The organism is Streptomyces sp. NPDC007945, from assembly GCF_042958885.1.
Classification (GTDB): Bacteria; Actinomycetota; Actinomycetes; order Streptomycetales; family Streptomycetaceae; genus Streptomyces.
In genome coordinates this window covers 678,278-698,931 of sequence record NZ_JBIBJV010000001.1, presented here as the reverse complement: position 1 = coordinate 698,931, position 20,654 = coordinate 678,278, and the positions used below count along the sequence as shown (strand labels likewise).

General features: G+C 73.1%; 16 protein-coding genes, 3 tRNA genes and 1 pseudogene. 15 read left to right on the top strand and 5 right to left on the bottom strand.

The window, feature by feature from the left end; all coding sequences use genetic code 11:
• Window positions 1–26 precede the first annotated feature (26 nt).
• Together dnaG and ACFZCF_RS03255 are read left to right on the top strand one after the other, a co-directional pair.
• Window positions 27–1,937 carry a DNA primase gene (gene dnaG / locus ACFZCF_RS03260; RefSeq protein WP_388440587.1) on the top strand — a complete coding sequence of 637 codons (1,911 nt, stop codon included), beginning with the start codon at window positions 27–29 and terminating at the stop codon, window positions 1,935–1,937.
• Window positions 1,938–2,098: 161 nt separating this feature from the next.
• A pseudogene (locus tag ACFZCF_RS03255) lies at window positions 2,099–3,067 on the top strand (RNA polymerase sigma factor); the annotation flags it as partial.
• A gap of 62 nt (window positions 3,068–3,129) precedes the next feature.
• Here ACFZCF_RS03255 and ACFZCF_RS03250 read toward each other — a convergent pair.
• From ACFZCF_RS03250 to ACFZCF_RS03235, 4 genes are read right to left on the bottom strand one after another with little or no spacing between them, the layout of a single operon-like run.
• Window positions 3,130–5,058, bottom strand: coding sequence for an ABC transporter ATP-binding protein (locus ACFZCF_RS03250; protein WP_388440584.1), 1,929 nt, complete (start codon window positions 5,056–5,058; stop codon window positions 3,130–3,132).
• Window positions 5,058–6,791 carry an ABC transporter ATP-binding protein gene (locus ACFZCF_RS03245; protein ID WP_388440581.1) on the bottom strand — a complete coding sequence of 578 codons (1,734 nt, stop codon included), beginning with the start codon at window positions 6,789–6,791 and terminating at the stop codon, window positions 5,058–5,060. The genes ACFZCF_RS03250 and ACFZCF_RS03245 overlap by 1 nt, the downstream gene beginning before the upstream one ends.
• Window positions 6,792–6,833: 42 nt before the next feature.
• On the bottom strand, window positions 6,834–8,282 hold the full coding sequence (locus tag ACFZCF_RS03240; RefSeq protein WP_391284277.1) for an FGGY family carbohydrate kinase: 1,449 nt from the start codon (window positions 8,280–8,282) through the stop codon (window positions 6,834–6,836).
• 35 nt (window positions 8,283–8,317) lie between these two features.
• Window positions 8,318–8,632, bottom strand: a complete 315-nt coding sequence (locus ACFZCF_RS03235) for a YtxH domain-containing protein (protein WP_388440575.1) — start codon at window positions 8,630–8,632, stop codon at window positions 8,318–8,320.
• A gap of 146 nt (window positions 8,633–8,778) precedes the next feature.
• Here ACFZCF_RS03235 and ACFZCF_RS03230 point away from each other — a divergent pair.
• The 3 genes from ACFZCF_RS03230 to ACFZCF_RS03220 all read left to right on the top strand — a co-directional run bounded on the left by ACFZCF_RS03230 (window position 8,779) and on the right by ACFZCF_RS03220 (window position 9,179).
• Window positions 8,779–8,851: transfer RNA gene (locus ACFZCF_RS03230), tRNA-Asn, on the top strand.
• Between the two features lie 5 nt (window positions 8,852–8,856).
• A tRNA-Asn gene (locus ACFZCF_RS03225) sits at window positions 8,857–8,929 on the top strand.
• Window positions 8,930–9,105: 176 nt separating this feature from the next.
• Window positions 9,106–9,179 (top strand) — tRNA-Ile (locus tag ACFZCF_RS03220).
• 165 nt (window positions 9,180–9,344) lie between these two features.
• Here the strand turns inward: ACFZCF_RS03220 and ACFZCF_RS03215 are convergent.
• On the bottom strand, window positions 9,345–10,130 hold the full coding sequence (locus tag ACFZCF_RS03215; protein WP_391284274.1) for an SAM-dependent methyltransferase: 786 nt from the start codon (window positions 10,128–10,130) through the stop codon (window positions 9,345–9,347).
• 280 nt (window positions 10,131–10,410) lie between these two features.
• Between ACFZCF_RS03215 and ACFZCF_RS03210 the strand changes: the two genes are divergently transcribed.
• The 10 genes from ACFZCF_RS03210 to ACFZCF_RS03165 all read left to right on the top strand — a co-directional run bounded on the left by ACFZCF_RS03210 (window position 10,411) and on the right by ACFZCF_RS03165 (window position 20,654).
• On the top strand, window positions 10,411–11,205 hold the full coding sequence (locus tag ACFZCF_RS03210) for a methyltransferase domain-containing protein (RefSeq protein WP_391284272.1): 795 nt from the start codon (window positions 10,411–10,413) through the stop codon (window positions 11,203–11,205).
• On the top strand, window positions 11,202–12,494 hold the full coding sequence (locus ACFZCF_RS03205) for a hypothetical protein (protein WP_391284270.1): 1,293 nt from the start codon (window positions 11,202–11,204) through the stop codon (window positions 12,492–12,494). The genes ACFZCF_RS03210 and ACFZCF_RS03205 overlap by 4 nt, the downstream gene beginning before the upstream one ends.
• Complete coding sequence (locus tag ACFZCF_RS03200) at window positions 12,472–13,770, top strand: MFS transporter (RefSeq protein WP_388440553.1); 1,299 nt, start codon at window positions 12,472–12,474, stop codon at window positions 13,768–13,770. The genes ACFZCF_RS03205 and ACFZCF_RS03200 overlap by 23 nt, the downstream gene beginning before the upstream one ends.
• A gap of 10 nt (window positions 13,771–13,780) precedes the next feature.
• A complete protein-coding gene (locus tag ACFZCF_RS03195; RefSeq protein WP_391284267.1) occupies window positions 13,781–15,070 on the top strand; it encodes an ATP-grasp domain-containing protein in 1,290 nt (429 codons plus the stop codon).
• A gap of 145 nt (window positions 15,071–15,215) precedes the next feature.
• Complete coding sequence (locus ACFZCF_RS03190; protein WP_388440546.1) at window positions 15,216–16,325, top strand: DUF3419 family protein; 1,110 nt, start codon at window positions 15,216–15,218, stop codon at window positions 16,323–16,325.
• Window positions 16,322–17,251, top strand: coding sequence for a BtrH N-terminal domain-containing protein (locus ACFZCF_RS03185; RefSeq protein WP_391284265.1), 930 nt, complete (start codon window positions 16,322–16,324; stop codon window positions 17,249–17,251). Before ACFZCF_RS03190 ends, ACFZCF_RS03185 begins: the two co-directional genes overlap by 4 nt.
• 10 nt (window positions 17,252–17,261) lie before the next feature.
• Complete coding sequence (locus ACFZCF_RS03180) at window positions 17,262–17,540, top strand: phosphopantetheine-binding protein (RefSeq protein ID WP_391284263.1); 279 nt, start codon at window positions 17,262–17,264, stop codon at window positions 17,538–17,540.
• Entirely contained in the window at window positions 17,537–18,715 is a 1,179-nt protein-coding gene (locus ACFZCF_RS03175; RefSeq protein WP_391284261.1) for an acyl-CoA dehydrogenase family protein, read from the top strand. The genes ACFZCF_RS03180 and ACFZCF_RS03175 overlap by 4 nt, the downstream gene beginning before the upstream one ends.
• Window positions 18,712–19,551 carry an aminoacyl--tRNA ligase-related protein gene (locus ACFZCF_RS03170; RefSeq protein WP_391284258.1) on the top strand — a complete coding sequence of 280 codons (840 nt, stop codon included), beginning with the start codon at window positions 18,712–18,714 and terminating at the stop codon, window positions 19,549–19,551. Before ACFZCF_RS03175 ends, ACFZCF_RS03170 begins: the two co-directional genes overlap by 4 nt.
• Complete coding sequence (locus ACFZCF_RS03165; protein WP_391284256.1) at window positions 19,548–20,654, top strand: SDR family oxidoreductase; 1,107 nt, start codon at window positions 19,548–19,550, stop codon at window positions 20,652–20,654. The genes ACFZCF_RS03170 and ACFZCF_RS03165 overlap by 4 nt, the downstream gene beginning before the upstream one ends.

Genomic DNA, 20,654 nt, shown 5'->3' with positions numbered 1-20,654 from the left:
GTACGGGTGAGCCGTAGACTCTACGCGTGGCAGGCAGGATCAACGATGACGACGTGAAGGCGGTCCGGGACGCGGTCCCGATCGACTCCGTGGTGTCCGAGTACCTCCAGCTCCGCAACGCCGGCGGCGGAAACCTCAAGGGACTCTGCCCCTTCCACGACGAGAAGTCGCCCTCCTTCCAGGTCAGCCCCAGCAAGGGACTCTTCCACTGCTTCGGCTGCCAGGAGGGCGGCGACACCATCGCCTTCGTGATGAAGATCGACCACCTCTCCTTCTCGGAGACGGTCGAGCGCCTCGCCGCCAAGGCGGGCATCACCCTCCGCTACGAGGAGGGCGGCTACAACCCCGGCCACCAGCGCGGCGAGCGCATCCGCCTGATCGAGGCGCACAAGATCGCCGCCGAGTTCTACGCCGCCCAACTCGACTCCCCCGAGGCCGAGATCGGCCGCACGTTCCTCGCCGAGCGCGGCTTCGACCAGGCCGCCGCCGAGCACTTCGGCGTCGGCTACTCCCCGGCCGGCTGGGACCACCTCACCCGCTTCCTGCGCGGCAAGGGCTTCTCCGACAAGGAACTGATCGTCTCCGGCCTCTCCCAGGAAGGCCGCCGGGGCCCCATCGACCGCTTCCGCGGCCGCCTCATGTGGCCCATCCGGGACGTCGGCGGCGAGATCGTCGGCTTCGGCGCCCGCCGCCTGCGCGAGGACGACAACGGCCCTAAGTACCTCAACACCCCCGAGACCCCGGTCTACAAGAAGTCCCAGGTGCTCTACGGCGTCGACCTCGCCAAGAAGGAGATCGCCAAGACCAGCCGGGCCGTCGTCGTCGAGGGCTACACCGACGTCATGGCCTGCCACCTGGCCGGTGTCACCACCGCCATCGCCACCTGCGGCACCGCCTTCGGCGGCGACCACATCAAGATCCTCCGCCGGCTCCTCATGGACAACGGCTCGGCCCGCGTCATCTTCACCTTCGACGGCGACGCCGCCGGCCAGAAGGCCGCGCTGCGCGCCTTCGAGGACGACCAGAAGTTCGCCGCCGAGACGTACATCGCCATCGCCCCCGACGGCATGGACCCCTGCGAGCTGCGCCTCGCCAAGGGCGACGACGCCGTCGTCGACCTCGTCGAGCCCCGCACCCCGCTCTTCGAGTTCGCCCTCCGCCAGATCGTGAACCGCTACGACCTGGACACCCCGGCGGGCCGGGCCGCCGCCCTCGACGAGGCCGCCCCCGTCGTCGCCAAGATCAAGAACGTCTCCTCGCAGCACGAGGTCGCCGTCCAGCTCGCCGGCCTCGTCGGCATCCTCGACACCCAGTTCGTCGTCCGCCGGGTCGCCCAGATCGCCCGCTGGCAGCGCGGCGGCGGCAAGGACCAGGGCGGCGGCCCCCAGCGCGGCGACGGACGGCGGCAGCCGCAGCGCTCGTACGGCGAGGTCCAGGCCCCCAGCGGCCCCGCCGGACCCGCGCTCAACCTGCGCAGCCCCGCCCACCGCACCGAGCGCGAGCTGCTCAAGCTCGCCCTCCAGTACCCGGCCCTCGTCTCCCCGGCCTTCGACGCCTACGGCACCGACGAGTTCACCGCCCCGCCCTACGCCGCCGTCCGCCAGTGCATCCAGGACGCCGGCGGCGCCGACGGCGCCCCCGCCGACTACCTCGACGCCGTCCGCGAGGCGGCGCCCAACGACACCGTCCGCGCCCTCGTCACCGAACTCGCCGTCGAGACCGTCTTCGCCAAGACCATCGACGAGGTGTACGCGGGCGCCCAGCTGGTCCAGGTCCGGCTCCGGGCCGTCGACCGGCGCATCCGCGACGTCCAGGGGACCCTCGCCCGGCTCGGCGCCCACGGCGACCCCGAACAGCTCGCCGCCGTCCAGAACGAGCTGTGGGTCCTCACCCAGTACGGCCAGTCCCTCCGCAACCACGGCGCCGCCGCCCTCTGAGGCACGTTCGGTCACGGCCCGCACGCAAAAAGTCACCGCACGCCCCTCGTGGCGGCGATGTGTCGTACCCCACACTGGGCCGGGTGACGGAGCCGTTCCGCCCCTCCTGGAGGTCGCCCGCCGTGCAGACCGAGTTCCAGACCACCGAACCGGACGAACTGCCCCCGCTCCCCGAGGTCCCGGCCCAGCGGCGCCGCGCCGCCGACCCCGGCGGCAACGGCCCCTCCGCCGACCTCTTCCGCCAGTACCTCCGCGAGATCGGCCGCATCCCCCTCCTCACCGCGGAGGAGGAGGTCGAACTGGCCCGCCGCGTCGAGGCCGGCCTCTTCGCCGAGGAGAAACTGGCCCGCACCCCCGACCTGGACTCGCAGCTCGCGTACGACCTCGACCGGCTCGTCGTCCTCGGTCGGATCGCCAAGCGGAAGCTCATCGAGGCCAACCTCCGCCTCGTCGTCTCCGTCGCCAAGCGGTACGTCGGCCGCGGCCTGACCATGCTCGACCTCGTCCAGGAGGGCAACCTCGGCCTCATCCGAGCCGTCGAGAAGTTCGACTACGCCCGCGGCTACAAGTTCTCCACCTACGCCACCTGGTGGATCCGCCAGGCCATGTCCCGGGCCCTCGCCGACCAGGCCCGCACCATCCGCGTCCCCGTCCACGTCGTGGAGCTCATCAACCGGGTCATCCGCGTCCAGCGCCTCCTCCTCCAGGAACGCGGCACCGAGCCCACCGCCGAGGAGGTCGCCACCCACCTCGACCTCACCCCCGAGCGGGTCGTCGAGGTCCTCCGGCTCGCCCAGGAACCCGTCTCCCTGCACACCCCCGTCGGCGAGGAGGAGGACGTCGACCTCGGCGACCTCATCGAGGACGGCGACGCCGCCTCACCCGTCGAGTCCGCCGCCTTCCTGCTGCTCCGCCGCCACCTGGAGGACGTCCTGTCCACCCTCGGCGAGCGCGAGCGCAAGGTCGTCCAGCTCCGCTACGGCCTCGACGACGGCCGCCCCCGCACCCTGGAGGAGATCGGGCAGCTCTTCGGCGTCACCCGCGAACGGATACGCCAGATCGAGTCCAAGACCCTCTCCAGACTCCGCGACCACGCCTACGCCGACCAGCTCCGTGGCTACCTCGACTGAGGACGCGTGAAGGGCCCGCGCCGCCTGCGCGCGGGCCCTCCACGGAGTGGACGGACACCCCGTCAGTCGACCTCGGCGACCGCCTCCGCGAACTGCGCCGCGTACAGGCGGGCGTACGCGCCGCCCGCCGTCAGCAGCTCCTCGTGCGTGCCCTGCTCCACGATCGAGCCGTTCTCCATCACCAGAATCACGTCCGCGTCCCGGATGGTGGAGAGCCGGTGCGCGATCACGAAGGAGGTACGGCCCTGGGCAAGCCGGGCCATCGCCTTCTGGATCAGGACCTCGGTCCGGGTGTCCACCGAGCTCGTCGCCTCGTCGAGGACCAGGATCACCGGGTCCGACAGGAACGCCCGGGCGATGGTGATCAGCTGCTTCTCGCCCGCGCTGACGCCCGCGCCCTCGTCGTCGACGACCGTGTCGTAGCCCTCCGGCAGGGTGCGGACGAAACGGTCGGCGTGGGCCGCCCGCGCGGCCTCCTCGATCTCCGCCCGGGTCACCTCGCGGGTGGCGCCGTACGCGATGTTGTCCGCGATCGTCCCGCCGAACAGCCAGGTGTCCTGGAGGACCATGCCGATCCCGGCCCGCAGCTCCTCCCGGGACATCGACGCGATGTCCGTGCCGTCCAGCGTGATCCGGCCGCCCGTCACCTCGTAGAACCGCATGAGGAGGTTGACCAGCGTCGTCTTGCCGGCGCCCGTCGGGCCGACGATCGCGACCGTCTGGCCGGGCTCCACGGTGAGCGACAGGTCCTCGATGAGCGGCTTGTCGGGCTCGTAGCGGAAGGAGACGTGCTCCAGCGCCACCTTGCCCTTGAAGTCCCGCTCCTCCTCGGAGGCGGGCGCGTCCGGCGCCTGCTCCTCCGCGTCGAGCAGCTCGAAGATCCGCTCCGCCGAGGCGACGCCCGACTGCACCAGGTTCGCCATCGACGCCACCTGCGTCAGCGGCATCGAGAACTGGCGCGAGTACTGGATGAAGGCCTGCACGTCGCCGATGGAGAGCGTGCCGCTCGCCACCCGCAGACCGCCGACCACGGCCACCAGGACGTAGTTGATGTTCGAGACGAAGAACATCACCGGCTGCATCATGCCGCTGTTGAACTGCGCCTTGAACCCGGCCTCGTACAGCGCCTCGTTCTGCTCCCGGAAGCCCTTCGCCGCCTCGTCCTGCCGGCCGAAGACCTTCACCAGGTTGTGCCCGGTGTACATCTCCTCCACGTGCGCGTTCAGCGCGCCCGTGGACTTCCACTGCTGCACGAAGTGCGGCTGCGAGCGCTTGCCGATCCTCGTCGCCACCACCACCGACAGCGGCACCGTGACCAGCGCGACCAGGGCGAGCAGCGGCGAGATCCAGAACATCATCGCCAGCACGCCGACGATCGTCAGGAGCGAGTTGATGAGCTGCCCCATCGACTGCTGGAGCGTCTGCGAGATGTTGTCGATGTCGTTGGTCGCGCGGGACAGCACCTCGCCGCGCTTCGCCCGGTCGAAGTACGACAGCGGCAGCCGCGACAGCTTCGTCTGGACGTCCTCCCGCATCCGGTACACGGTCCGGTTGATCACCTTGATCGACATCCGGGTGGAGACCAGCATCAGCAGGCCCGCCACCACGTACACCGCGAGGGCGAGCAGCAGCACCTCGCCGACCGCGCCGAAGTCGATGCCACGCCCGGGCGTGAAGTCGACCCCCGACAGCATGTCGGCCATGCCGCCGTCGCCGTCCGCGCGCAGTCTCTCCAGCGCCTGCGCCTTGGTCACGCCCTCCGGAATGCCCCGGCCGACCACACCCGCGAAGATCAGGTCCGTCGCCCGGCCGAGGATCTTGGGGCCGATGACCGCGCCCGCCACCGACAGCACGCCGGCGGCCAGCATCACCCAGAGCGCGGTCCGCTCCGGCGCGAGCTGCCCCAGCAGCCGCTTCGACGACCCCTTGAAGTCCATCGACCGCTCACCCGGGGCGCCCCCGGCCATCATGCGTCCACCAGGACCGGCCATCAGGCTGCCTCCGCCTCGGTCAGCTGGGAGAGCACGATCTCCCGGTACGTCTCGTTCGCCGCCATCAGCTCGTGGTGCCGGCCCGTGCCGACGACCCGGCCCTCGTCGAGGACCACGATCCGGTCGGCGTCCCGGATCGTCGACACCCGCTGGGCGACGATCACCACGGTCGCGTCCGAGGTCTCGTCCGCGAGGGCCGCCCGCAGCCGGGCGTCCGTCTCGTAGTCGAGCGCCGAGAACGAGTCGTCGAAGAGGTAGATCTCCGGCCGCTGCACCAGGGTCCGCGCGATCGCGAGCCGCTGCCGCTGACCGCCCGACACATTGGTGCCGCCCTGCGCCACCGGCGCGTCCAGGCCCCGTTCGAGCTTCCGCACGAAGTCGGCGGCCTGGGCCACCTCCAGGGCGTGCCACAGCTCCTCGTCGGTCGCGTCGGGATTGCCGTACCGCAGGTTCGACGCCACCGTCCCCGAGAAGAGGTACGGCTTCTGCGGGACGAGCCCGACCGTCCGCGCCATCAGCGCCGGGTCCAGCCTCCGCACGTCCACGCCGTCGACGAGGACCTCGCCGCCGGTCACGTCGAAGAGCCGCGGCACCAGGCCGAGCAGCGTCGACTTGCCGGAGCCGGTCGAACCGATGATCGCGGTGGTCTCGCCGGGGCGGGCCACCAGCTCCACCTCCCGGAGCACCGGTTCCTCGGCGCCCGGGTAGCGGAAGTCCGCCGCCCTGACCTCCAGGTGCCCGCGCCGCTCCAGCGTCGTCACCGGTTCGGTCGGCGGCACCACGCTCGACGAGGTCGCCAGGACCTCCTCGATGCGCTCGGCGCAGACCTCCGCGCGCGGCACCATCATGAACATGAAGGTGGCCATCATGACCGCCATCACGATCTGCATCAGATAGGCGAGGAAGGCGGTCAGCGCGCCGATCTCCATCCCGCCGCCGTCGATGCGGTGCGCGCCGAACCAGACCACGGCGACGCTGGAGACGTTCACGACCGTCATCACGGTCGGGAACATCAGCGCCATCAGCCGGCCCGTCGACATCGACACGTCGGTCAGGTCGCCGTTGGCGCCGCGGAAACGCTCCTCCTCGTACCCGTCCTTCACGAAGGCGCGGATCACGCGGTTGCCGGTGATCTGCTCGCGCAGCACCCGGTTCACCGTGTCGAGCCGCTCCTGCATGGTCCGGAAGAGCGGTCGCATCCGCCGGACGATGAGCGAGACGGAGACGCCGAGCACCGGCACCACCGCGAGCAGCACGCCGGAGAGCGGCACGTCCTGGCCGAGGGCCATCACGATGCCGCCGACGCACATGATCGGCGCGGAGACCATCAGGGTGAACGCCATCAGGACCAGCATCTGGACCTGCTGGACGTCGTTGGTCGTGCGGGTGATCAGCGAGGGCGCGCCGAACTGCCCGAGCTCGCGTGCCGAGAAGGACTGCACCCGGTCGTACACGGCGCCGCGCACGTCACGGCCGACCGCGGCGGCGGTCCGCGCGCCGTAGTACACCGCCCCGATGTTGCACAGCACCTGGACGACGGAGACGCCGATCATCAGGGCGCCGAACCGCAGGATGTAGCCGGTGTCCCCGTTGACGACGCCCTCGTCGATGATGTCGGCGTTCAGGGTGGGCAGGTAGAGGCTCGCGCAGGTCGCCAGGAACTGGAGCAGGACGAGCAGCGCGATGGGTTTTCGGTAGGGCCGCAGGTGGGTTCGGAGAAGTCTTATGAGCACGGTTCCCACTATCGCGCCGGGGCGCCGCGCGTTACGACTGGTTTAGGCCTCTCGGCCGCCGAACGCCCCCGGGTGGATCTGCTCCCGCGTCGCCACGTACTGCTGACGCACCGCCTGCCCGACCGCCAGCTCCTCGCCCGGCTCCAGGAGCTGCGCGGCGGCGCCCTGCCAGGCCGGGGGAGTGGACGGCGCGAGCGTGCCCCGGGCGACGCCGAGCGCCCAGGCGGCCTGCTTGGCCGCGCCGAGCGCCGCGTAGTCGGCCGGCTGCGGGACGACGACCTGGGCGCCGAACAGCGCGGGCGCCAGGGCCTGGACGGCGGGCAGCGCGGCCGCGGCGCCGAGCAGGAAGATCCGCCGGACCTCGACCCCCCGCCCGCGCACCACGTCCAGGGCGTCGGCGAGCCCGCACAGCATGCCCTCGAAGGCGGCCCTGGCCAGGTGTTCGGGCTTCATCGCCTCGCGGCGCAGGCCGGTGAGGGTGCCGGCGGCGTGCGGCAGGTGCGGGACCCGCTCGCCCTCCAGGTAGGGCAGGAGCACCAGCCCGGAGGAGCCGGGGGTGGACTTCAGGGCGAGCGCGGAGAGCTCCTCCAGCGACTCGGCGCCGAGCATCTCGGCGGTGCCGCGGAGGGTGCGGACGGCGTTGCTGACGGAGACGACGGGCAGGTGCATGCCGGTGGCGTCGGCGTACGAGGTGACGGCGGCGCCCGGCCGGTCGAAGGCCTCGTGGTGGACGGCCATGACGGAGCCGGAGGCGCCGAGGGAGACGACGGCGTCGCCGACGCCGAGCCCGAGCCCGAAGGCGGCGGCCATGGTCTCGCCGGTGCCGGCGGAGATCAGCAGCCCCTCGGGGGTGGTGCCGGCGGGCTCCGCGGGCCCGAGGACCTCCGGGAGCGCGACCTGGTGACCGAGGGCGAGCTCGACGAGGTCGGGGCGGTAGGCGCCGGTGCGGGCGGACCAGTAGCCGGTGCCGGAGGCGGCGCCGCGGTCGGTGGTGCGGCGGGCCGGGCGGCCGAGGAGCTGCCAGACCAGCCAGTCGTGCGGCTGGAGGACGGCGGCGATGCGGGCGGCGTGCTCGGGTTCGTTCCGGGCCAGCCAGCGGAGCTTGGCGACCGGCTGCCCCGACTGGGGGACGCCGCCGACGGCCTCGCCCCAGGCCTCGCGCCCGCCGAGGGCCTCGACGAGGTCGGCGGCGGCGACCTGGGCCCGCTTGTCGTTGCCGACGAGCGCGGGGCGGGCCAGGCCGCCCCGCGCGTCGAGCGGGACGACGCCGTGGGCCTGGGCGCAGACGCCGATGGCCTCCACGCCTTCGAGGAGGCCGCCGGTCGCGGCCTCCCCGAGCGAGAGCAGCCAGGCCTGCGGATCGACGTCGGTGGCCTTGGCGTCGACCGGGTGCGGGGCGTGCCCCTGCCGCAGTACGGCCCCGGTGTCCGTGTCACAGACCACGATGCGCGTGGCGTCCGAAGAGCTGTCGAGTCCGGCGACTATCCCCATGGCACCGATTCTGCATCACGCGGGCCGGTCCCGGCTCAGGTGTTGCTCGTGCCCCAGTCGTCGTCCTCGCCGAACCGCCCGTTGGCGTGGGCGCGCCCGCGCAGCGCGGACACCCGGTGGGTGACGGCGGGCGGCAGGTGGTCGCCCACCCGGTCGCCGACGACGTGCGCGGCCTTCCCCGCGTACTGGCGGCCGGTCTGGGCGGCGGTCTCCGCCGCGTTCCGCACGGCGGGGTTCCGCGAGAACTCCTTGGCGGCCTTCTTCATCTGCTCGTACCGCTCGCGTCCCGCGCGCGTTCCGATCACGAAACCGAGCGCGAGACCCGCGACGAACGTCAGCTTGTACCGCACGCTGCGATCCTTCCCTGGAGGGCCCTGGGGATGTCCCGGGATACCGATTGGCGGAGCACCCCCCTGCTTGCGCTAATGTATGTCTCGCAGCGAGCGCCCGCCGCCCGGGAGACCCCGGGCAGGACCGTTCGATGCAACCGCAGCAATCCCCTGTAGCTCAATTGGCAGAGCAGCCGGCTGTTAACCGGCAGGTTACTGGTTCGAGTCCAGTCGGGGGAGCGCGATCCCCTGTAGCTCAATTGGCAGAGCATTCGGCTGTTAACCGGAGGGTTACTGGTTCGAGTCCAGTCGGGGGAGCAGAGTGAAAGAGGACCCTCAGGGGTCCTCTTTCGCGTTTCCGGGAACCATCCGCCCCCGCCCGCGGTCTTCATGGGCGAGCAGCACCGATCGTGCCGATCACCCGGAGCAGGAGATCGTATGAGCGGCTATGCTGCGGCAGGACGGCGCGCACACTTGTACGCGCCTCGCCGCCGGGGGCGGTAGCTCAGCCGGTTAGAGCAGCGGACTCATAATCCGTCGGCCGTGGGTTCGAGTCCCACCCGCCCCACAAGAGAAACCGTTCCGCCCCGCGGGACCGCCCCTGAGCGGGCGCTCCCGCGGGGCGCGGAACGTGTAGAGCCGCATCGATGCTCCCACGGCGCTCCCGCCGTTTCCGGGTGTGACACGCCGCACATCGCGCCGAATGTTCCGGCTTCCGGTGCTCCCGGGTCCCCTACGCCTTGCGGCCGACGCCCGCGTACATCGCTACGGGTGGGGTCGGGGTTTCGGGGCGCCAGGCGGAGCAGGGGACGACGCCGGGGTCGAGGAGGTCCAGGCCGTCGAAGTAGCGGGTGACGGCGGCGGGGGTGCGCTGGGTGAGCCTGGGGGTGCCGTGCTCGTTCCAGAAGGCGACCGCCGCGTCGACGTCCGGCATGTCGGGGTGGGTGACCGTGTGGGACAGGACGAGGTGGCTGCCGGGGGCGAGCGCGTCCATGAGCCGGCGGACGACCGCGTACGACTCCTCGTCGTCCTCGACGAAGATGACGACTCCGAGCAGCATCAGCGCGACCGGCTTCGACAGGTCGAGGGTGCCCGCCGCGGCGGACAGGATCGTGTCGACGTCCCGCAGGTCGGCGTCCAGGTAGTCGGTGCGGCCCTCGGGCGTGCCGACCAGCAGGGCGCGGGCGTGCGCGAGGACGAGGGGGTCGTTGTCCACGTACACGACCCGCGCGTCGGGGGCGACGCGCTGGGCGACCTCGTGCGTGTTGTCGGCGCTCGGGAGTCCCGTCCCGATGTCGAGGAACTGCCGGATGCCCTCGCGCTCGGCCAGGTGCCGCACCGCCCGGCCGAGGAACAGCCGGTCCGCCTTCGCGTAGTCGCCGATCCCGGGGTGCAGCTCCCGGATCCGGTCGCCGGCCTCCCGGTCGACGGGGTAGTTGTCCTTCCCGCCGGTCCAGTAGTTCCAGATCCGGGCGGTGTGCGGGCGGGAGGTGTCGATGCGCGATTCGATGTCGGTCACGCCGCCAACGTAGCGCAGCGTTTTCGTAACACCCTTGCGGATGCGCCTCGTTGTCACCAGGGGTTCACCTGCCGCCGCCCCCCGCCGCCCCCCGTCGCCGTCCCGTCGTCGGACCGTCGCGGCGGCGCGTCCGGACGGGTGGCGCGCCGGGCGGCGGCACACGCCTTTTCCTTGATCATGTCACGAGCCAAACGCGAATGATCGGTGATAGCTTTTTCGGAACCTTGTTTCCATTACATGTCAATAGCCTGTCGGACCTGGACCGTTGAGGAAGAGGATCGTGAAGCCGTCAGAGGAAAGCGCCCCCGGGCGGACCGAGTTGGTGCACAGGGAGTTCGCCCGACAGGCGAGCACGTTCGAGGACGCGCGTCTCAACGGTGCCTTCACGATGCACCTGCGGCGCCTCGTCGACTTCGTCGCACCCGACGCGGACGCGGTCTGCCTGGACTCCGCCTGCGGCACCGGCATCGTGGCCCGCGCCCTGGCTCCCCGGGTCCGCCACGTCACCGCCCTCGACACCACTCCGGAGATGCTCGCGCGGGGCAAGGCGCAGGCGGACGCGGAGGGCATCGCCAACGTCGTGTTCCAGGAGGGCGACGCGGCCCGGCTGCCCTTTCCCGACGACTCCTTCTCCCTGGTCGTCACGCGCTTCTCGCTGCACCACGTCGCCTCGCCCGAGCGGGTCGCCGCCGAGCTGGTGCGGGTGTGCCGGCCGGGCGGGCGCGTCGTCGTCGCCGACATGGTGGCCCGCCCCGAGCTGCCCGGTGACGCCGACCGCCTCGAGCGGCTGCGCGACCCCTCGCACGGCACGCTCCTCACCGCGGAGCACATCACCGGCCTGCTGACCTCCGCCGGCGCCACCGCCGGGCCCGCCGACGTCTTCGACGTGGAGCGGCCCCTCGCCCCGTGGCTGGAGCAGTCCCTGACCCCCGAGGACACCGCCCGCGCCATCGAGCGGGAGCTGGCCGAGGAGCTCGACGGCGGGCCCGCGACCGGCCTGCGCCCGCTGCGCAGGGACGGGGCGCTGTGGTTCACCCAGACGTGGGCGCACCTCTCCGCGCGGGCCGCCGCATGACGTTACGCAGGCTCGCCCCCGCTCCCGACCGCTTCTTCGACGGCATAGCCGGCGCCGACGGCACCTGGCGCCCCTTACGGCCGTTGTTCCTCTCCGCGGACCGCTTCCGCGAGCTGGGCGAGCTCACGCTCCGCGCGAGCCGCCTCGTCCTCGACGCCTGCCGCCGCCGCGCCGCCACCGCCGGCGAGCTGCGCCGCGCCCTCGGCGTCCCGGCCGACCGGTGGCCGCTGCTCCGGGACGAGGAGCCGCTGGGCGACCACCTCCTGGCCGCCGTGCGCCCCGACATCCTCGTCCGGGACGGCACGCCCCGGTTCGTCGAGCTGAACATCGACAGCGCCCTGGGCGGCGCGTCCCACGCCGCGCTCCTCGGCGAGCGCTTCCTCGCGCTGTACGGCGACGCGTCCGGGCTGCGGGTGCCGCCCTCGGCCGTGGACACCCGGTCCCGCGCGGTGCGCACCACCCTGGGGCTCGGCGACGGCGCCCGGGTGGTCGTGCCCGCCTTCTCCGCGGGGGCCACGCCCGGTCTCCAGGACCTCGCCGCGTTCACGGCGTGGATGCGTCCGGTCTGCGAGAGCGCCGGACGGGAGGGCCTGGACGCGGTGACGCACCCCCTGGACCGACTCGCCACCGACGGGCGCGGCCGGCTGCTCGTGGACGGGCGTCCCGTGGACGCCGTGCTCCGGATGTTCGTCAGCCACAGCCAGCCGCCGAGCGCCGGGATGGAAGCCCTGGTGCGGGCGGTGCGGGCGGACACGGTCCGGATGTTCACCTCCGAGGCGGCCATGCTGCTCGCGCACAAGCTGACGCTGGCCTGGCTCTGGCAGGACGCCGACGGACTCCCCGCCGCCGACCGGGAGTTCGTCCACCGGCACGTCCCCTGGACCGGCGACGCGGGCGACCGGACCGCCCGGGCCGGGGAGCGCCGCGCGGAGCTCGTCCTGAAGCCGGCCGACGGCTACGGCGGCAGCGGGGTCGTCCTCGGCGCCGCCGTGGACGACGCGGAGTGGCGGGCGGCGCTCGACCGCGCCGCCCGGGACGGCGGGCACATCCTCCAGGAGTACGTGGCCGGGGACCGGGTGCCGATCGACTTCCGCCACGCCTCCTCCGGCGAGGTCCGCACGGCCGAGGTCCCGTACGTCATCGGCCCGTACGTCTTCGGGGGGCGGCCGTCCTCCGTGCTCGTCCGGCACGGCACGCCGGGCGGCGGCGCCGTGCTGAACGCCCGGCACGGCGCCTTCCTCAACACCGCCCTGCTGACGGAGACGCATGACGACCTCCGCGACCTCTGACGGCGGCCGGAAGGGCGCCGTCCCGTCCGAGGCCCCCGGGCTCGGCCGCCGGTTCCGGATCTTCCAGGCGGCGGTGCTCTCCTCCGACCTCGCGGACGGCGTCTACCGGGTCGCCGTCCCGCTCCTCGCCCTGCAGCTGACCCACTCGGCGCTGGCGATCAGCGCGGTCGGGGTGGCGATGCGCATGCCGTGGCTGCTCGTCACCCTGCCGGCCGGCGTGCTGGTCGACCGGTACCACCCGCACCGGGTGCTGCGCGCCGCGTCCTGGCTGCGGATGCCGCTGGTGCTGCTGCTCGCCGCGGCCGCCCTCACCGGTCACCTCCCGGTGTGGGCGCTGGCGCTCGGCGCGTTCGCGGTGGGCGCGGCGGGCACCGTGGTGGACATCGCCGCGCAGTCGCTGGTGCCCCGCCTGGTGGACGGCGCCGCGCTGCCGCGCGCCAACGCGAGCCTGCAGTCCGTGCAGACGGTGATGGCGCAGTTCCTCGGGCCCGCCCTCGGCGGGGTCGTCGCCGCGCTCGGCGCGGGCGGTGGCATCGGGACGGCGACGGTCCTCTACGTGGTGACCCTGCTGGTCCTCGGCGGTCTGCGGACGCCCGGCGAACCGGCGGCCACGCCCCGCGCCGGCTCGCCGAGGTCCGTGCTCGCCGAACTGCGGGAGGGCCTCGGCCACTTCCGGAGCCGCCGTGACCTGCTGCACCTGGCGGGGGTCACGGCCTGCGTGAACCTCGCCTACGCGGCCGCGATCACCATCCTGCCGCTGTGGGCCGTCGCCCCGGGCCGCCTCGGGCTGCCCTCCTGGGCGTACGGCGTGCTGCTCGCCGCCCCCGCGGTGGGCGGCGTGGCGGCCGGGCGGTACGCGGCGAAGGCGCTGACGCGGTTCGGCGGCGGGAGCGTGCTGCGGGTCTGCGCGCCGCTGGTCGGCCTCTGCTACATGGCGCTCGCGATCCCGCACGTCGCGGTGGCGGCGGTGGCGCTCACCGTCTCCGGCGCCCTGCTGATGGCGATCAACGTGATGAGCGTGACCTACCGGCAGACCTCCATCCCGACCGAGCTGTTCGGGCGGGTCAACGCCGCCTACCGGTGGGTCATCTGGGGCGTCCTGCCCCTCGGCTCGCTGGTCGCGGGCCTGCTGGCCGACGCCTTCGGCGTGGCCTGGGTGTTCCTGTGCACCGGCGGACTCGCCCTGGCCACCGGGCTGCTGCGGGCCCCGCGGCTCGCCGCCGGAACGGCCGCCGAGACACCGGCGGACTCGCCCACGGCTTCCTCAGGATCGTAAGGACGACACCATGCACATCCTCTTCGTGGACTCGAACGCGGCTGCCCTGGAGGCCCTGCGCTGCGCCAAGGAGGCCGGCCACCGGGTCGGCTACGTGCAGTCGCACACCCCCTACTACCCGCTCGGCGAGCGCGAGCGCGAACTGATCGGCCTGGCCGACTGGTTCAGGGACGGCGTGGTCACCACCGATGCCTCGGCGGTCGCGGAGGTCGTCGCCGAGTGCCACGCGGAGCACCCGGTCGACTTCGTCTCCACCCACTTCGACCTGACCGTCGAGGCGGTGGCGCTGGCCTGCGAGAAGGTGGGGGTGCCGGGGCCCGCGTCCGGTCCGGCGCTGACGGCGCGCCGCAAGGACCTGTGCCGGCGGGCGCTGGAAGCCGCCGGGCTGCCCTCGGCGCGCTACGCCACGGCGGACACCACCGCCGGGGTCCTGGCCGCCGCCCGGGGCATCGGGTACCCGGTCGTGGTCAAGCCGCCGTCGGGCGCCGACAGCGCGCTGTCGTTCGTGGCGCACACCGAGGAGGAGGCGCGGGCCGCCGCCGAGCAGGTGCTGCACCGGCGCGACGCCGTACCGGAGCTGTGGCGCGAGCAGTACGCGCGCGGCGTGCTCGTCGAGGAGCTCCTGGTCGGTCCGCTGGTCTCGGTGGAGATCGGGGTGCGCGGGGAGGAGTTCTTCCCCTTCTCGGTCAGCGGGCGCACCCGGGCCGCCGACGACCAGGTCATCGAGCTCGGCGCGCACATCCCGGAGCTGCTGGCGGCGCGGGAGCGCGAGGAGTGCGTGGCCTACGCGCGGGAGGTGTGCCGGGCGGTCGGTCTCGACCGGGGGATCTTCCACCTGGAGATGATCCGGACGGAGCGCGGACCGGTCCTGGTGGAGGCCAACGCCCGCATCATGGGCGGCGTGATGCCGGCTCTGTACCGGCACGCCACGGGCCGGAGCATCTACACGGCCTACCTGGAGCTGCTGAGCGGCGCGCCGGTCACGGTCCCGGACATGACGGGGGTGGCGATGAGCCGCCGGCTGCTGGCCCGCCGCGCGGGCGTGCTGCCCGACCGGCTCGACGTGGCGTGGCTGGGGGAGTACGGGGACGCGCTCGTCCGGTACGACACCTTCGCGCAGTTCGGCCTGGGCCCGGGCAGCGAGGTCGCGGCGGGCGCGTCGCTCGGCCGCGTGATGCTGCTCGGCCGCGACCACGCCGAGGTCTCGGCGGCGGTCGGGGAGATCACCGGGCGCTTCGAGCGGATGCTGGGGCTGCCGTTGACGCCGGGCGAGAACGACCCGGAGCGCTCCGGCCACTGAAACGCCTCGTCCACGATGTGGGACGGCGGCGCTGTGAGATTGTCCATACCCCCTCTTGATCAACAAGCTGTTGAATTCTGGCCACCGGGCGGCTGAAGTGGCTCCCGGCGGCTCCAACACACTGGAAAAGAAGGAGAGTTCAGCGTTGCACGGAACCTTCGCCAGCATCACGGCGCTTCCCCCCGTCTACAGCGAGGTCCTGGAGGACGAAGGGCCCATACGCTCCTGGCTGCGGGCCGGCCCGGACGACACCGTCCTCAGCATCGCCTCCGGCGGTGACAACGTCCTCAACCTCGCCCTCGACGGCCCGGCCAAGGTCTACGGCCTCGACATCAGCCCCGCCCAGACCGCCTACTGTCGCGCCAAATCGGCCGCGCTCGGCGGCCTTCCGCACGACGCCGCGATGCGCCTCCTCGGCGTCCACGACGCCCCCGCCGAGGAGCGCGCGCGGCTGCTCGACGAGGTGCTGGCCGCCGCCGGCACCACCATCGAGGACCCCGCCGCCCGCGAACTCGCCCTGCGGCAGGGCCTGCTCCAGATCGGCGCCTTCGAGCAGCTGGTCGGCGTGGTCCGCGCCGAGATCCACAAGGCGGTGCCCGACCGGGTGCTGCGCTCCCTGATGACCGAGCGCGACCACGCCGAGCGGCTGCGCCTGTGGAAGCGCGAGGACATCGCGGCCCAGCTGCTGCCGGTCTTCCGGCTCTTCTTCGCCGAGGACTCGCTGAAGGACGTCTTCACCCCGGCGAGCTTCCACGACATCTTCGACTGCTCGCCCTTCCCCGAGTTCCTGCTCTCCGTCATCGAGCGGCGCCTGGTCGAGGACGACCCGACCGGCAACTACTACATGCACCGCTGGTGCTTCGGCGGCTACCTGCCGGGCGGCGCCCTGCCGCCGTACCTCCGGGCCGACCGGAACGACCGGCTCAAGGAGGCCCTCCCGCGCGTCGAATGGGCGACCGGGCACCTCCTCGAATTCCTCGGCGGGCTGGCCGACGGCGAGGTCCGCGGCTACAACCTGAGCAACGTCCTCGACTGGTGCGAGAACGACTACGTCGAGCAGACCTTCGACCAGCTCACCCGCACCGCCGCCCCCGGCGCCCGCGTCTTCGTCCGCTCCTTCCTCAAGGAGCGCCCGTTCACCGCGCACGCCGCGAAGCTCGGCTGGGTCCGCGACCCCGGGGCCGAGGCCGCGGCCAAGGACGCCGACCGCGTCGGCTACTACCCGCATTACCAGCTCTGGGAGCTGAGGGCGTGAGCCTGCTCGGCCTGACGCCCGCCCTCACCGGCACCGCGCCCTTCGGCAGCTGCTACCAGCAGGCCGCCGCGAACCTCGCCTCCTGGAAGGGGCTCGGACACGCGGCGGAGACCCTCTGCACCACCTGGGGGTTCTCCTGGGACGGTGGTCCGGCCCTGGACGGCAGCGGCCGCTGGAGCGCGGCCGCCGCGGCCGTCCACCGCATGGACCTCGCCGACCGCACCTACGACTCCTGGGACGCGGCCGAGGACGCCGAACGTGCGTCCCTGGCCGCCGGCCACCCCGTGGCGGCCGCCGTGGACGCCTTCCACCTGCCCTCCCCGTACGAGGGCCGGGAGCACATCGCGCACTGCGTGCTGCTGCTGGCCCACGAAGGGGACCGGGTCTGGATCAGCGACCCCATGAACCGGCCCGAGCCCACCGCCTACCCCGTCGAGGCGTGGCGGCGCATGCGCTCCGCCGAGGCGGCCGGCTCCCACCGCACCCTGCTGCTCACCTCCGGCCCCCGGCACCGGGCCACGGCCCCGGAGCTGGCCGCGGCGGTACGCGAGGACGCCCGCGTCCACCGCGACGCCGACCGCGCGGCCTTCGAGGGCTACCTCGCCGCCCGCGAGGCCGAGGCGGCGGAGGGGGCGGAGGTGCTGGACGTCGGCGGCGTCGCGGCCGAACGGCTCTATCTGGGACAGCTGTTCCGGCATCTGGCGGACCCCGCGCACTCCGTCGAGGAGGCGGCCGCGGTGGCGGAGGGCTTCACCTCGCTCTCCCGCCGCTGGTACCTGCTGCACACCCTGTCCCGCGAGAGCGGCGGCGGCGCCACGGGCCGCTCCCGGCTCCTGCGCATGCTGGCCGACCTCGGCGACAGAGAAGCACGCCTGACGGCGGCGGTGGACGCGCTCGCGTCCGCCCTCACCGCGCAGGCCCGGTGAAGAGGAACTGATGAACGACACCGCACGGCAGTACGACGCCGTCATCCGCGAGGCGCTCGTCACCCATTCCGACCTGGGCGAGACCGCCCGGGAGCTGGACCGCGACGCCGACCTCTACGCGATCGGCCTGACCTCGCTCCACTCGGTCCGCGTGCTGCTCTCCGTGGAGGACGCGCTCGGCGTCGAGATCCCCGAACAGCACGTGGGCCGCGCCCTGTTCAGCTCGATCGGCCACTTCGCCGACGTCCTCCTGGACATCACCGGCGCCCCGTCGGGAGCCGCCCGGTGACGGCCGCCGACCACGTGCTGTCCTTCGCCGAGGCATGCGAGGCCGCGTCACGCGCCCGCGCGGTCCTCGCCGAGCACGCGCCCGCCACCGACCGCGACGCCGCGTTCCCCGCCGCGCCGGTCGCCGCCCTCCGCGCGGAGCGGCTGCTGTCCGCCGCCGTCCCGAAGGAGTACGGCGGCCACGGCCTGACACCCGAGGAACTCGCCACCCTCGCCGCCGTCCTCGGCGGCGGCTGCGGCTCCACCGCGATGGTCTGGGCCATGCACCAGCTCCAGCTCGCCTGCCTCACGGGCGCCGCCGCCACCTCGCCGGAGCTCGCCGCCTACCTGCGGGAGGCGACCGCCTCGCAGCTCCTCGTCGCCTCCGTCACCTCCGAGGCCGGCGTCGGCGGCAGCCTGCGCGAGAGCCGCTGCGCGCTGGTCCCCGACGGCGGCGAACTGCTCCTGGAGAAGGAGGCCACCACCGTCTCCTACGGCGCGTACGCCGACGCCTTCCTCGTCACGGCCCGCTCCGGCCCGGACGCCGCGCCCACCGACCAGGTGCTGGTGCTGGTCAGGGCCGGGCAGGCCCGGCTCACCCGGACCGGCGAGTGGGACACCCTGGGCATGCGCGGCACCTGCAGCCCCGCGCACTTCCTGACCGCCCGGGTCCCCGCCGCCCAGGTGCTGCCCGCGCCGTTCGGCGAGATCGCGACCCGCTGCATGGTGCCGCTGTCGCACCTGCTGTGGGCGGGGGTGTGGACCGGCATCGCGGCCGACGCGGTGCGCCGCGCCGCCTCCTTCGCCCGCGTCCGGGCCCGAGCCCAGCTGCGGTCCGGCGCCGTCGTGGACGACCCGCGCCTCGGGCAGGCGTACGCCTCGCTGCGGGTCCTGCAGGACTCCGTACGGCAGTTCGGCGCGGACTACACCCGGTTCACCGCGGAACCGGACGCCGACACCACCGCGATCACGGTACGGGCCAACGCCCTGAAGACCGCCGTCTCCACCGGGTGCCTGCGGGTGGTCGAGCAGGCCCTGGAGATCTGCGGCATGGCCGGCTACAGCGAATCCGGGCCGTACTCGGTCGCCCGCCACCTGCGCGACCTCCATTCGGCCCGGCTGATGATCGCCAACTCCCGTCTGGACCAGTCCAATTCCCAACTCCTGCTCCTCGGAGGGAGCGTGATCGACGCATGACCGCGTACGAACGGACGCGACAAGGCTGGACCGCCCCCACCGGGCTGCCCGGCGCCCTCGGCCTCTCCCCGCGCTTCGAGGCGGCGGTCGCCGGACTCCAGCAGGCCCTGAACACGGCGGGCGCGGTGCCCTCGGCGGGCCCCGTCTGGTATCCGCCGGTCGTCCCCCGGGAACTGCTCGAACGCGCGGAGTACGCCGAGTCCTTCCCGCACCTCCTCGGCACCGTGCACGCGCTCGCGGAGGGCGCCGACCGGTCCGAGGGCCCCGCCGCCTCGGGCGTGGCCCTCGCGCCCGCCGCCTGCTACAGCGTCTACCCGTCCTTCGCCGACCGGGAGCTGGCCGAGGCGGCCCACGCGGACGTGGCCGGCTACTGCTACCGGCACGAGGCGACCACCGAACTCGGGCGCTTCCGCTCCTTCCGGATGCGCGAGTTCGTCATGGTCGGCGACGCCGACGCCACCCTCGACTGGCGGGACGAGTGGATCGCCCGCGGCGAGGCGCTGTTCTCGCGGCTCGGCCTCAAGGTCACCGTGCAGTCGGCGACCGACCCGTTCTTCGGCCCCGGCGGACGGTTCATGCGCGCCAGCCAGCTGGAGCAGTCCCTGAAGTACGAGTTCGTCGCCCCGGTCGCCGCCGACGACGAGGGCACGGCCATCGCCTCGGCCAACTACCACAAGGACCACCTCGGCGCCCGCTTCGGCATCACCTACGCGGACCGGGGCACGGCCCACAGCGCGTGCACCGCCTTCGGCCTGGAGCGCGTCGTCCTCGCCCTCCTGCACGCCCACGGCGACGACCGGGCGAACTGGCCGACCCTCACGGAGGAGGCGATATGAACGCCCACCACCTGGTGACCGGCGCGACCGGCTTCGTCGGCGCCGCCCTGGTCCTGGAGCTCTTACGCCGGACCGACGCCGACCTCACGTGCGTCGTGCGGGAACGGCCCGGCCGCTCCGCACGGCAGCGCCTCGACGCCGCGCTGACCGCGGCCGCCGAGGCCTACGGCGAGCAGGACCTGATCCCGCTCTTCGCCACCCGCTGCCGGGCGGTCGCCGGCGACGTGACCGAGGAGCGCTGCGGCGTGGACCCCGCCGGGCTGCCCGGGGTCGACGAGGTCTGGCACGCCGCGGCCTCGCTGGACTTCGAGGAGCGCCGCAAGGACGAGATCCTGCGCGACAACCTCGACGGCACCCGGCACGTCGTGGCCCTCGCCCGGGCCCTGGCGGCCCCCCGCTTCAACTACGTGAGCACCGCGTACGTGGCGGGTGAGCGGACCGGCTGGATCCCCGCCCGGCCCGTGCCGGCGGACACCGCCAGCAACAACGCGTACGAGCACAGCAAGATCCAGGCGGAGGCGGTGGTGCTCGCCGCCGGTTTCGAGCGCACCCGGATCCTCCGCCCCAGCATCGTCATCGGACACAGCCGCACCCTCGCCGCGACCAGCTTCACCGGCATGTACGGCTTCGTGAACGGGCTGTCCGCCGCGCGCGCCGAAGTGCGCCGGCACCTCGGCGACATGCTGGTCTTCCGGGCGCTGCGGATCCGTGCCGCCGCCGACGCGCGGATCAACTTCATCCCGGTGGACCGAGTCGTGGCGGCGGCGGTCGGCGTGAGCCTCGCCGACGGCGACTCCCACGTCTACCACCTGGCCAACTCCCGCCAGCCCACCGTCGGCGAGTCGCTCTCCGTGCTGTGCGAGCTCCTCGCCATCCGCAAGCCCGTGTACGTGACCGACGCGGAGGAGTTCACGCTCATCGACGAACGCGTCGACGAACGCCTGGAGTTCTACCGCTCGTACATCCACGGCTCGAAGGACTTCGACCTGGCGAACGTCCACAAGCTCGTCGGCGAGGACGTCCTCGACCACCCCCTGCCCCCGGAGCGACTCGCGGACTTCATGGGCTGGTACCTGGACCGCCGCGGGCTGAGAGGAGACTGA